This window comes from Kitasatospora sp. NPDC096204 (assembly GCF_044763205.1).
In the GTDB taxonomy this organism is placed as follows: domain Bacteria; phylum Actinomycetota; class Actinomycetes; order Streptomycetales; family Streptomycetaceae; genus Kitasatospora.
Genome location: NZ_JBIWFT010000013.1, coordinates 143,484 through 155,982, shown reverse-complemented (window position 1 = coordinate 155,982; position 12,499 = coordinate 143,484). Strand labels below are relative to the sequence as shown.

Genomic DNA, 12,499 nt, shown 5'->3' with positions numbered 1-12,499 from the left:
ACCGCGCGCTCCTGCTGTTGATCTTCTCCGAATCTTCCCCGAACACGCGGTCGATGAACAGTCCCCAGCGCCGCATGGTGGATGCGGAGGTGGTGAACGCGGTGGACGCGGAGGCGGTGAACGCCCTGGTCACCCCAGCGGCCCACCCCCTTCCCCGGCGCCCCGGAAGACGGGCAGCGGGAACCCGGGCAGCGGATCCACCCCGGGCGGGAAGGGCAGCCCGCGCGCGGCGTCGTCGGCCAGCTCGTCGAACACCTCGTGCGCCGTCATCGTCCGCAGCCGGCCGTCGGTCAGCGCCCAGCCGCGGACCGGCGGCCGGAGCCGGGCGCCCGCCCCCTCTCGCTCCGCCCGGACGCCCGCCGACGGATCGCCGTGCAGCAGCAGCGCGCCCTCCCCGCCCAGGGCGACACCCGCCGCGAGCGTCACGCAGAACGCCTCGGCGTCCCGCCCGGCGGGGTACAACCGGCCCTCCTCCACACAGACGTCCACCGCGGAGGTGAGCCACTCGCCGTCCTCGGGGCCGTGGCAGCGCAGCGTCAGCAGGTGGCACCCCTCCCCCGCGCCCTCGGCCAGCGCCAGGTAGACCGAGGTCACGTACCGCATCACGGCCGCCATCCGGAGCTGCCCGGACGGGTCGTCGCCCACGGCGTCCAGCAGGGCCGCGCAGGCCACGGACATCCGCACCCGCGCCCGGTGGTCGTCCAGCAGCACCGGGAGCAGCTCGGCCAGCCGCTCCCCCGCGTAGACGAACGGCTCCCCGGCCAGCTCCGGATCGCCCGCGTAGGCGACCCGGGCGGCGGGCATCCGGGGATCGAGGCCGAGCGCCTCGCAGTAGTCCTCGAAGTCGCCCGCCTCCAGGACCCGCAGGTGCACCTCCAGCCCCTGCCGGTACAGGGCCGTCAGCTGCTCCTCCGCCTGCCGCAGATAGGCCGCGTGCCCGAGGCCGCCGAACAGCCCGTACCGCGCCAGCCCGGCGAAGTCCCCCGCGTCGACGGCCAGGGCCACCGCCACCGGCTGGGGCGGCGGCGCACCCCGGACCCGCCCGCCGCGCCCGGCCTCCCCCGCACCACGCCCGCCGGCCCGCGCCCCCGGCGGCCGGCCGCCTCCGGGTGGCACCGCCCCGCCGGGCCCACCGGCCGGGGCCCCGCCGGCACCCCCACCGGGCCTCCGCCCGGACAGCACCAGCACCCGCCGACGCCGCGGCGACGGCCGCCCCGCCGCGGCACCGCCCAGCACCTCGCACACCGACTCCCGCACAACAGCCATGGCTCCTCCTTCTCGTTCGCCCGCCCGACACCGGACAGTGCCGACCACCCGACTGGGAGTGGCCGACGCCGAGGAACATACACAGAGCCACTGACAATTCACCCCAGGTAATCGAACAGGCTCGGCGCGGCCCCAGGCCGCCGCCACGGGGCACCGGGGCCGCGCCGCCGGGGCGTCCGAACAGCACACGGCTGACAGATGACAGCGGACAGATTTCGAAATCTGTCCGCTGTCATCTGTCAGCCGTTATCTGTCATCTGTCAGCCGCCGTCCGCCGACTGCCGCCCGCCCCTCGCCCCCGCCGTTCCCCCTGGAGCCGCCGGGGTCCGTGGTTCCACAGGGGCGGGCGGGATTGTCAGTGCTGCGGGTTAGGGTCGGGGACCATGCGACTGCTGCATACCTCCGACTGGCATCTCGGGCGTTCGTTCCACCGGGAGAGCCTGCACGACGCCCAGCGCGCCTTCCTGGACCACCTGGTGGCAGTGGTCCGGTCCGAGGGCGTGGACGCCGTGCTGGTCGCGGGGGACGTGTACGACCGGGCACTGCCCGGGCTGGAAGCGGTCGCGATGTTCGACGACGTGCTGCACCGGCTCGCGGATCTCGGGGTGCCGACGGTCTTCATCAGCGGCAACCACGACTCGGCCCGCCGCCTCGGGGTCGGGGCGGGGCTGATCGGGCGGGCCGGCATCCACCTGCGGACCGACCCGGACGGGTGCGCCGAGCCCGTCCTGCTGGCGGACGAGCACGGCCCGGTCGCGGTGTACGGGCTGCCGTACCTGGAGCCGACGCTGGTGCGCGAGCGGTTCGGGCTCGCGAAGGGCGGGCACGCGGCGGTCCTCGGGGCGGCGATGGAGCGGGTCCGGGCGGACCTCGCGGCACGCCCGGCCGGCACCCGGGCGGTGGTGCTGGCGCACGCCTTCGTCACCGGCGGCGCGCCGAGCGACAGCGAGCGGGACATCGCGGTCGGCGGCGTCGCCTCCGTGCCCGCCTCGGTCTTCGACGGGGTGCACTACGCCGCCCTCGGCCACCTGCACGGCTGCCAGACGCTCGCCCCGCACCTGCGCTACAGCGGCTCCCCGCTCGCTTACTCCTTCTCCGAGGCCGACCAGCGCAAGACCATGTGGCTGGTCGACCTCGCCGCCGACGGCGCGGTGACGGCCGAGCGCGTCCCCTGCCCCGAGCCGCGCCGACTGGCGACCTTGCGCGGCACCCTCGACGAGCTGCTCACCGACGAGCGGTACGCCGAGCACGAGCAGTCCTGGGTGCAGGCCACGCTCACCGACGCGGCCCGGCCGAGCGAGCCGATGGAGCGGTTGCGCCGCCGCTTCCCGCACACCCTCCAGCTGCTGTTCGACCCCGAGCGCGGCGACGCCGAGCCCTCCCTGTCGTACGCGGCGCGGGTCAGCGGCCGCGGGGACCTCGAGGTCGCGGAGGGCTTCCTGCGGCACGTCCGCCCCGGTGCCGAGCCGGCGCCGGACGAGCTCGGCTGGCTGCGCGAGGGCTTCGAGCGCGTCCGGGAGACCACCGACCGGAAGGCGGATCTGCCCCGATGAGGCTGCACCGGCTCACCGTCACCGCCTTCGGCCCGTTCGCGGGCAGCGAGACGGTGGACTTCGACGCGCTCGCCGCCGGCGGGCTGTTCCTGCTGCGCGGCGCGACGGGCGCGGGCAAGACCAGCGTGCTGGACGCGGTCTGCTTCGCCCTGTACGGCGAGACGCCGGGCGCACGCCGGGCCAACCGGCTGCGCAGCGACCACGCCGATCCGAAGCGGCTGACCTCGGTGGAGCTGGAGCTGACCCTCGGCGGTCGGCGGCTGCAGATCACCCGGCTGCCGGAGCAGCGCCGGCCGAAGAAGGTCGGCACCGGCACCACCGTCGAGCGGGCGCAGACGCTGCTGCGCGAGTGGGTCGCCGACACGGGCGACGGCGCGCCCGGCTGGCGGGGGCTCAGCAAGTCGCACCAGGAGGCCGGGGAGGAGATCCACCGGCTGATCGGCATGAACCGGGAGCAGTTCTGCCAGGTGGTGCTGCTGCCGCAGGGCGACTTCGCCCGGTTCCTCAAGGCCGACTCGGAGGAGCGCGGCAAGCTGCTGCGGCGGCTGTTCGACACCGAGCGGTTCCAGCACGTGGAGGCCTGGCTGGCCGAGCAGCGGCGCGGTCAGGAGGCCACCGTCCAGGCCGGCCGGCGGCGGCTGCGGGACCTCGCCAGCAAGGCCGAGCAGGCGGCCGGTCCGGGCGCCGAGCCCGCCGCCGGCTGGGTGCCGGCCGAGGAGGACGACGCCGGTCTGGCCGCCGGGGTACTCGGCTGGGCGGCGGTCCTGCGCAGCGGCGCGGCCGAGCAGTTCGCCGTCGCCGAGGCCGCCCTCGCGGGCGCCGTCGCCGCCCAGCGCGCCGCCCAGGAGCACCGCGGGGCCGCGGAGGAGCTGGCCGGTCGCCAGCGCCGGCACCGGGAGGCGCTGGACCGGGCCGAGCGGCTGGCCGGCCTCGAGGCCGCCGCGGCCGCGGACCGGCGGCGGCTGGCCGCCGCTCAGGAGGCCGTCGGGGTGGAGTCGGCGCTGCGGCTGCGGGAGAGCGCGGCCGAGGCGCTCGGGCGCGCCCGCCTGGCGGAGCGCCGGCACCGCGAGGCGCTGGCCGGCTCCGGCGGCGAGGGCCGGGAGCTCGCCGGGGCGGACGCCGCCGGGCTCGCCGAGGCCGAGCTGCGGCTGCGGGCCGAGGTGGTCCGGCTGGAGGCGGCCCGGGCGGAGGAGCGGCGCTGCGCCGAACTCGCCCACGAGCAGCGCTCCTTGACGGGGGACCGGCGCGCCGCCGAGGAACGGGCCGAGGAGGCCGAGGACTGGCTGGCCGAGTTCGAGGACGAGCTGGGCCGCCTGGAGCAGCAGCACACCGAAGCCCAATCCGCGAGCTCAAGGGTCGAGCAACTGGACGGGCAGCGCACCGAGTTGACGGTCCGCCTGGGAGCGGCCAGGGAACGTGACGGTCTGCGCGCCGAGATCGCCGCCGCCGAGCCCCGGGTGGTCGCGCTGCGCACCGCCGCGCTGGACGCCCGCGAGCACAGTCTGGACCTGCGGGACCGCCGGCTGAGCGGCATGGCCGCCGAGCTGGCCGAGCAGCTGCGCACGGGCGAGGCCTGCCGGGTCTGCGGCTCGCCCGAGCACCCGGCGCCCGCCGAGGCCGCGCCCGGCGGCCGGGTCGGCGCCGAGGACGAGGAGCGGGCGAGCCGGGCACAGGCCGCCGCCGAGCGCGCCTGGTCGGACGCCGACCAGGCGCTCACCGCGCTGCGGGTGCGCGAGGCCACCGCCGCCGGCGCGGCCGGGCCGGACGGCGCGGAGGCGCTCGCGCGGGCCCTCGCCGGGCTGGAGCGCGAGCACCGCGAGGCCCGGCAGGCGGCGGAGACGCTCGGCCGGGTCGAGCAGGACATCGTCCGGCTGTCGCAGGACCGCGCCCGCCGGGTCGACGAACTGCGCGAGGCCAAGGAGCGCGCCGCCGTCCTCTCCGACCGTCTGCTGGCGCTCGGCACCGAGCAGCGGGCGCTGACGGCCCGGGTGGCGGCCGCCCGGGGCGAGGCGGCCTCGGTCGCGGACCGGGCCACGGCCCTGTCCCGGCTCACCGAGGCGGTCGCCGCCACGGCCACCGCCGCCGGAGCGCACGCGCAGGCGGAGGCCAGGCTCGGCGAGGCCGAGGACGAGCTGGGCAAGGCCGCCGCTGCGGCGGGTTTCCCGGACGCCGCGGACGCGCTGGCGGTGCTGCTGCCGCGCGAGGAACGCGAGCGGCTGGAGAAGCGGCTGGAGCGGCACCACGCGGAGACCGCCGCCGTCCGCCGCGAGCTGGCGCTGCCGGAACTGGCCGAGGCCGCGGGCCGCCCCCCGGTGGACCTGACCGCCGTCGCGGCCGCGCTCGGCGCGGCCACCGACCGGCTCGGCCGGGCGCACGCCGCCCACGCGGCGGCCCGCGAGCGCTGCGCGGCGCTGGCCGCGATCGGTCGGCAACTGGACGGGCTCGCCGCCGAGCTGGCTCCGGCGCTGGACCGGTACGGGCGGATCAACCGGCTCGCCGCACTCGCGGCCGGCACCTCGGCCGAGAACCGGCTGCGGATGCGCCTGGAGTCGTACGTCCTGGCGGCCCGGCTGGAGCAGGTCGCGGCGGCGGCCAGCGACCGGCTGGTCCGGATGTCCGGCGGGCGCTACACCCTGGTGCACAGCGACGACCGGGGCACCGGCACCAAGCGCTCGGGCCTGGCCCTGCGGGTGGTCGACGCCTGGACGGGCACCGAGCGGGACACCGCGACCCTCTCCGGCGGCGAGAGCTTCTTCGCCTCGCTCTCCCTCGCCCTGGGCCTGGCCGACGTGGTCACCGACGAGGCGGGCGGCATGCCGCTGGACACCCTCTTCATCGACGAGGGCTTCGGCACCCTCGACGAGCACGCCCTGGAGGAGGTCATGGACGTCCTGGACGGCCTGCGCGAGCGGGACCGCGCGGTCGGCATCGTCAGCCACGTCGCCGACCTGCGCAGCCGCATCCCCGCCCAACTGCTGGTCCGCAAGGGGCGGCACGGCTCGACCCTGGCACTGGCCGGGCGGGAGGACGCTTAGTGCTCCCGTAGTACTCCAGCCGTACACCGTGATCTTCGCGAGTGCCTCGCCCCGCCGATCCGGGGCTGAGGCCTCTGAGGGCCGTCGACCTGACGGGGGCTAGGCTGCCCCGATGACCGTGGCCTTCTCCGACGCCTTCCTGCACGCCGCCGAGTACCACGCGGCCTGGGGCGTGCAACAGCTGGACATGATCGCCCAGGCCTTCCCGACTGGGCCGTGGACGGCGGATCTGGACCAGTGCCGCTACGAGTCCGGCGGCCGAAGCCTTCGGGTGGGACTGCTGGGCACCTACGACCTGGCCGAGCAGACCTGGCTGTGGGGCTGGGCCAATCCGGGGCTGCGCGGCAGTGAAGTGGCCGCCGTCGGCGCGCGAATCCCCGAGTTCGGCCGCCGTCACGGCATCGTGGAGCTGCAGCAGGAGGGCGTGGAGCTGGCCGGTTTCGCCGACCCGCGCCGCGCCGCGGAGGCGCTGGCCTTCCTCGGCATGGCAGCGCTCGGCGCGCCCGGCTACATCGGCCAGGAGGCCGGTCCGGAGACCCGGGTCTACTTCGTGCCGCAAGATCCGCAACTCCGGCCCGCGCCGCTGGACCCGGTCGCCATGCCGCGCCATCTGCTCACTGGCGCACAGCTTTTCGCACGCTCGCCGCGGCTGGTGGTCAACGGCTGGTTCGCCCTGCACGGCATCCCGGTGCGGGAAGCCGCCGACCGGATCACCGCGCCTCTGCCCGGTGGGGGCGCCGTGGTGGTCTCCTTCGACTCCGTCGGCCGTATCTCGGGCATCAACGCAGGACCGGTTTCTGCCCAGTAGTGGACCGAACCCGGCGATCCGCCGTCCGCCCTGGCCGGAGGATCAGCGCCACGATGATGGCCGCGGACCGATAGCGGATCGTCAGTTCGTCGGGCCAGGCGCTCGGGGCTGGTCGCCTTGCTGCTTCGCGGTCGCGGCCCGAGGTCAGCCCGAGCAGGCGATTCGCTGTGCCTGCTGCCAGGCGCACACCGGGCAGAGGGTGCCGCCGGGGTGGTCGGCGGGCAGTTCGGTCGGCTCACCGCACAGGACGCAGTCGGCGCGAGGCCCGGTCGCGTCCGGGTCGTGCCGCAGCGCGGCCTCCGCTCCGTCCTCGGGTACGAGTTCGCAGACGACCGCTTCCTGGTTCGTACGGGTGTCGCTCATGCCGCCTTACTACTCCGCTCCCCGCTCAAGCGCAACAAGCTCGGTCCCGGCGGGCCCGTGGCCCCGGCGGACGGATGTCAGCGGACAGATTTCAGAGAACGTTCGCTGAAATCTGTCCGCTGAATCTCCGGCCAGCCGGCGGGGTTCCGCCCGTCCCCGTCCCGCCGCCCCGGCTTCCGGGGGTTGGGAACCGGGGCGGCGGGGGTCGGTGCTGGAGGCCGGGGGCGACTGTCACCCCCAGCGGTCGTCGCGCGGGCGGCTGGTCACCGTGCCTCCAGGGGGAGTTCGCCGACGCGGTCGACCGCGCCCTTGGTGAGGACGGCGGAGGTTCCGAGCACCGTCCCGGCCGGCCCCGCGTCGCCGGCCTCGCTGAGGACCGTGCGCTCGCCGAGGAAGGCGTACGTGGTCCGGTCGAAGATCCACTGCGTCTGCTGTCCGTGCGCCGTGCGGGCCACGGCGACGCCTTCGCGCCCGGCGGCGTCGCCGGCCGAGGGGACCACGGTGACTCCGGGGATCCGCTCGGCGGCCCGGTAGAGCGCGGCGCCGACCTGCGGCGGCGCCCAGGTCTCGGCCAGCAGGTCGCCGATCGCGGCGAAGGCCCGCTGGTCGGGGTCCTGGCCCGCATCGGCCTGGCCCGCGGTGCGGGTCTGTTCCCGGATCAGCTTCAGCAGGGCGTCCGGGTCGGTGGGCAGCGAGGCGACGTACGCGTGGGTCGGCTCGGCGATGGACGGGCCGGCCGGGCGTGCGGCGCGGGGCCGGGGCGTCGCGCCCGGCCGGTCGAGTTCGAAGACCGGTCCGTCCTCGTGGAGCGGGCTGTCCGGCCCGCCGTCCTCGCGCAGCAGACCGGGGCGACTGCCGTCGGCGGACAGCCAGACCTGCCGGGTGTGCGCCGGCGCCGTCGTCGCGGGACCGCCCGCGGCGCTCTGCCCGGCGAAGGCGACCCTGCTCTCGACGTAGACGAACTGGTCGGCGCGGACCGCCGGTTGCTCCGCCTCGGCGGCGGCGAGCGCGATGCGGCCGAGGAGCCGTCCCGCTTCGGAGGTCCCGGCGGCACTGCTCTCGACGACCGCGCGGTCGGGCTCGGCCGCACCCCCGAGGTCCAGCGCCACGACGCCGACGGCCGCCAGGCCGCAGGCGAGCGCCGGCACGGCGATCCGGAACCGGAGCGAACGCCGGGGCGGACGCCCGGACGGCGCCCGCCCAGCGGACACGGCAGACGCAGCGGACACGGCAGACGCAGCAGACGCAGCAGACGCGGCAGACGCGGTAGACGCGACGGACACGGCAGGCGGAGCAGCCTCGGCGGCGGCCCGGCGCAACACCTCCCGTCTCAGCAGCAGTCGACGCTCCTCGTCCAGACCGGGCACCGCCGGCGGCGGCAGCAGCTCGGCGAGTTCGCGGCGCTCGGTCTGCTCGGACGACGGGCACTGGGTACCGCGCCGTGGGGTGGCATTCATCCGTGGCTCTCCTGGGTCGACGGCCGGAGCACGGGGACACGGCCGGGTACGGGCAGGGTGGTGACGGCGGAGGGGGTCCTGCCCTCCGCCGCGGTGGGCTCTCGGGCGCCGACGGTCCGGTGCCGCCCGCGCACGGAGGCCCCGGCCGAAGCCTTGTCCGAAGCCCTGGCCGAAGCCCTGGCCGAAGCCCTGGCTTCCGCCGCGACTTCGGCCTCGGTGAGTTCGCGCAGCCGGGCACGGGCCCGGGACAGCCGCGAGCGGACGGTCCCGACCGGCGTGCCGAGCGCCTCGGCCGCGCTCGCGTAGTCCAGTCCGGCCCACACCACGAGGGTGAAGACCTCCCGGTCGCGGCGCCGGAGGCGGTCGAGCGCGCGGCGCGCGGCCCGCAGGTGTTCGACGTCGGCGAGGTTCGCGACCAGGTCGTCGGCGAAGTCAGGGACCGAGCCACGTTCCGGGATCCGGGCCAGCGCGATGTCACGGCGCCGACGGGCACGGGCGTTGCGGCGCATGATGTTGGTCGCGATCCCCAGCAGCCACGGGCGCAGCCCGTCGCCGTCGGGGCGCGGCCCGCCGCCGTCGAGGTGCGGTCCATCGCCGTCGAGGTGCGGTCCATCGCCGTCGAGGCGCGGCCCGTCGCCGTCGGGGCGCAGCCGCTCCCGGCCCCGCCACGCCTCCAGGAAGGTCGTCGAGACGACGTCCTCGGCCTCCGCCCAGTCGCCCGTCACGCGCAGGGCGTAGCGGTACAGCACCTGGGCGTGCTCGTCGTACAGCTCGCCCAGGGCATCGGGGTCGCCGCGGCGAAGACGCGTTCTCATGAGTGCTTCCACACCCTGCTCTGCCCGGTCGGCCGCCCGGGTTCCGGTGACGCGCGTCACAGTCACAGTCCTGCCCGGGATGTGACCCTGGTCACGGGAACTCCGGTGCCCGGCCGAGCAGTACAGGGCATGACCACGACTTCCCGTCCCCGCCGCAACGCCCTCCGCGCCCTGGCCGTCGCCGTCGCACTGGTCGGCGCCTCGACTCCCGCCTTCGGCAACGCGGCCTTCGCCGCCGAGCCGGAGACGTACACCCTCACGATCAAGCACCTGGACCGCGCCGGCCAGCCGGCCGGGAAGTACCGCACCCACGTCAGCGGGGTCTTCGAGGCCGGGGTCGAGGAGTTCCTCGAGCAGCAGGACGCCTCCGGTGTCTCGACCGTGCGGCTGCCCAAGGGCCGGTACCTGCTGGACAGCACCCTGCCCGACGGCCGGGGGGCGGGTGGCCCGGTCTGGACGGACTGGGTCGTCCAGCCGCGCCTCGACCTCGACCGGGACACCACCGTCACCGTCGACGCGCGGACCACCGCCCCCGTCGACGTCCGGCCCCCGGACGGCGCCGCGCGCTTCCTGCAGAGTTCGGTGTACGTCGAGGTCACGCACGAGGGTGTCACCAGGAGCGGCAACATCGGCAACCGGTCGACGAACCTGCGCATGGGTCACCTGGGGCCCGAGGCCGAGGCCGGGACGGTCAAGCAGTGGTACGACGCGCACTGGGCGACGGACACCGGCGGCTACCTGCTCGGCCAGACCTTCTCGGGCACCCGCGCCCTGACCGGGCTCACCCGGCAGTACGCCGCGCAGGAGCTGGCCACCCTGAACATCCGTGGCGCCGCCGGACCGGGCAGCAACGGAACCGCCCTGCTGAGCGTCCTGCCGAGCACCGGGACGGTCGTCGGCGCCCCCCGGGTCATGAAGACGCCGGGCACGGCCACCTTCCTCGTCGCGCCCGAGCGCGGCACCTGGGACATCGGTGTCACCGTCCCGGGCGCCGACGACGTGACGCGGAACCACTACGTCGCCGACCGGGTCGCCGTACGGGCCGGGACGACGACCACCCACACCTTCGACGGCCCGGTGTTCGGCCCGGCACTCACCGACCGTCCCGCCGTCTCGCGCGACGGCGACCGGATCACCGCCGACGTCGCGCTGCTCGCGGACGGCGACGGCCACGCGTCGTGGAGCCCGTCGTTCGACACCGCGTACACCGCGCTGTACCGCGACGGCGTGCTGGTCGGTACCGCGTCCGCCGCGCCCGGGCGCGGCGAGTTCACCGTGGCCCCGGGCCAGGGCTCGTACCGCCTGGCCACCACGGTGACCCGCAAGGCCGCGGCCGGCGCGACCACCCGTGTGAACGCGTCCTGGACCTTCGCCTCGGCCACCACGGCCGGGCCGACGGCGCTGCCGGTGAGCGTCGTGCGGTTCTCCCCCGATCTGGGCCTGACCGGCACCGCGACGGCCGGCAGCCCGCTCCGGATCCCCGTCACCGTCCAGGGCGCCGCCGCCGACGGCCGTACCCGTTCGCTGACCGTCTCGGCCTCCACCGACGGTGGCGCCTCGTGGACCCGTCTCCCGCTGGAGGCCGGCGCCGTCACCGTGCAGAACCCGCCGGCCGGTACCGCCGTCTCCCTGCGCGCCGAACTGACCGACACCGACGGCAACACCCTCGAGCAGACCATCGCCGACGCCTACCGCACCCGGTGACGACGGCGAACGTCTGAACCGGCGCCGGCCTCCTCGATCGAGGGGGCCGGCGCCGTCTTCTCTTCCGACGCCGTTCCCGGGTCTCGGCCCCTCGCCGCCGATGCCTCAACAGGGCTTTCACAGATCTGTGTTGACGACCCGTGGGCGGGTGGGCGACCGGCCGGGAGGAGGCTCCGTCAAGGCTGGCAATTACCCTAGGGGGGTATGGTATGTTCGAAGTGAAGCAGCCGCCCGGGCCGTCCGGTCGGCGCCGGGCACCATGACAGGAGCACACCCATGAGCGAGACCACCGTCACCGTCGAGTCCGCCGCCGTCGAGGCCTCCTCCTGCTGCGGTTCGTGCGGCACCAGCGCCGGTGCGGCGCCGGCCGCCGGGTCCGCCCGGACCTCGGTGTTCCAGGTGAAGGGCATGACCTGCGGCCACTGCGTCTCCTCGGTGACCGCCGAGCTGAAGAAGATCGACGGCGTCGAGGACGTCGCCGTGGACCTCGCGACCGGCCGGGTCACCGTCGGCAGCACCCTGCCGCTCGCCGACTCCGCCGTGGCCGCCGCCCTCGACGAGGCCGGATACGACCTGGTCGGCCGCGTCGAGGGCTGACCCGCCCACGTCGGCCCGGACGGGGCACCACCACGCCCGTTCGGGCCGACTCCCCGCCACCGTGCCGCCGGTAGAGTGAGGGCACGCCTCACCGCACAGGAACCGGAGACGGCCATGGCCAGCTACAGCTCCCACAAGGACGACTTCCTCAAGCGGCTGCGCCGCATCGAGGGCCAGATCCGCGGCCTCCAGCGCATGGTCGAGCAGGACACCTACTGCATCGACGTCCTCACCCAGGTCTCCGCCGCCAGCCGCGCCCTCCAGTCCTTCGCCCTCCAACTCCTGGACGAGCACATCGAATGCTGCGTCCGCGACGCCATCGCCGAGGGCGGCCAGGAGGCGGGCACCAAGATCCGCGAGGCCAACCAGGCCATCGCCCGCCTCGTCAGGTCCTGACCCGGCCCCGACCCGGCACCCGAGGCACCCGAGGCCCCCGAGGCCCCTGAGGGTGCGACCCCCGGCTCCCGGCAGCCCCCGCGCCGGGAGCTTGAGCCGTTACCGGGCGGGGGTATGCTCGACGGTCAACCGCCGTACCGGGCGGTCGAATCGGGGGTGATCAGCCGTGGAGTCGATCGAGTTCGTCCGCCGACTGGACGGCCTGGTCTACCGCTTCGACCCGGACGGCACCTTCAACGGCCGCCCGTCCTACCGACGGCGGGACCTGGACCTGTGGTGCCGATGGCTGCCGGACCGGGGCTGGTGCGTGGTCGACGCCGAGGGAGTGCCCAACTCCGGCCCCCTGCCGGCCGGGAGCCGAGATCAGGAGCTGCCGCCCAGCTGCCCGTGGCGCAGCTGGAAGGCGGGCAGGTCGTACCTCTACGACCTGCGCCGCGTCGACGGACAGTCACCGCGCTGACGCCGCCACCACGGCCGACCGCCGGGCCAGCGCCGCTCGGATCCG

Annotated in this window: 11 protein-coding genes; 7 read left to right on the top strand and 4 right to left on the bottom strand. The window is 75.7% G+C overall.

Going from position 1 to position 12,499, the window contains the following annotated elements; all coding sequences use genetic code 11:
• Positions 1-129 precede the first annotated feature (129 nt).
• A complete protein-coding gene (locus ACIQ87_RS16890; protein ID WP_402406835.1) occupies positions 130-1,266 on the bottom strand; it encodes a hypothetical protein in 1,137 nt (378 codons plus the stop codon).
• Positions 1,267-1,649: 383 nt separating this feature from the next.
• Here ACIQ87_RS16890 and ACIQ87_RS16885 point away from each other — a divergent pair, with 383 nt between their 5' ends.
• From ACIQ87_RS16885 to ACIQ87_RS16875, 3 genes are all read left to right on the top strand, one after another.
• Positions 1,650-2,819, top strand: a complete 1,170-nt coding sequence (locus tag ACIQ87_RS16885; protein WP_402406832.1) for an exonuclease SbcCD subunit D — start codon at positions 1,650-1,652, stop codon at positions 2,817-2,819.
• Entirely contained in the window at positions 2,816-5,854 is a 3,039-nt protein-coding gene (locus ACIQ87_RS16880; RefSeq protein ID WP_402406829.1) for an AAA family ATPase, read from the top strand. Before ACIQ87_RS16885 ends, ACIQ87_RS16880 begins: the two co-directional genes overlap by 4 nt.
• Before the next feature lie 112 nt (positions 5,855-5,966).
• A complete protein-coding gene (locus ACIQ87_RS16875; protein ID WP_402406828.1) occupies positions 5,967-6,662 on the top strand; it encodes a DUF6882 domain-containing protein in 696 nt (231 codons plus the stop codon).
• Between the two features lie 144 nt (positions 6,663-6,806).
• Here the strand turns inward: ACIQ87_RS16875 and ACIQ87_RS16870 are convergent, their stop codons facing one another.
• The 3 genes from ACIQ87_RS16870 to ACIQ87_RS16860 all read right to left on the bottom strand — a co-directional run bounded on the left by ACIQ87_RS16870 (position 6,807) and on the right by ACIQ87_RS16860 (position 9,297).
• Positions 6,807-7,025, bottom strand: coding sequence for a hypothetical protein (locus ACIQ87_RS16870; protein WP_402406825.1), 219 nt, complete (start codon positions 7,023-7,025; stop codon positions 6,807-6,809).
• A 263-nt stretch (positions 7,026-7,288) separates the two neighbouring features.
• Positions 7,289-8,173 (bottom strand): CU044_5270 family protein, encoded by an 885-nt coding sequence (locus tag ACIQ87_RS16865; RefSeq protein ID WP_402406823.1) that lies wholly within the window; start codon positions 8,171-8,173, stop codon positions 7,289-7,291.
• Between the two features lie 305 nt (positions 8,174-8,478).
• Positions 8,479-9,297, bottom strand: a complete 819-nt coding sequence (locus ACIQ87_RS16860; RefSeq protein ID WP_402406820.1) for an RNA polymerase sigma factor — start codon at positions 9,295-9,297, stop codon at positions 8,479-8,481.
• Between the two features lie 129 nt (positions 9,298-9,426).
• Here ACIQ87_RS16860 and ACIQ87_RS16855 point away from each other — a divergent pair, with 129 nt between their 5' ends.
• From ACIQ87_RS16855 to ACIQ87_RS16840, 4 genes are all read left to right on the top strand, one after another.
• Positions 9,427-11,001, top strand: coding sequence for a serine protease (locus ACIQ87_RS16855; RefSeq protein ID WP_402406818.1), 1,575 nt, complete (start codon positions 9,427-9,429; stop codon positions 10,999-11,001).
• Positions 11,002-11,277: 276 nt separating this feature from the next.
• Positions 11,278-11,598: a heavy-metal-associated domain-containing protein gene (locus ACIQ87_RS16850; RefSeq protein ID WP_402406815.1), complete on the top strand. Its 321-nt coding sequence runs from the start codon at positions 11,278-11,280 to the stop codon at positions 11,596-11,598.
• Between the two features lie 114 nt (positions 11,599-11,712).
• Positions 11,713-11,994, top strand: coding sequence for a metal-sensitive transcriptional regulator (locus ACIQ87_RS16845; protein ID WP_380355567.1), 282 nt, complete (start codon positions 11,713-11,715; stop codon positions 11,992-11,994).
• Positions 11,995-12,160: 166 nt separating this feature from the next.
• Positions 12,161-12,454: a hypothetical protein gene (locus tag ACIQ87_RS16840; RefSeq protein WP_402406812.1), complete on the top strand. Its 294-nt coding sequence runs from the start codon at positions 12,161-12,163 to the stop codon at positions 12,452-12,454.
• Positions 12,455-12,499 lie beyond the last annotated feature (45 nt).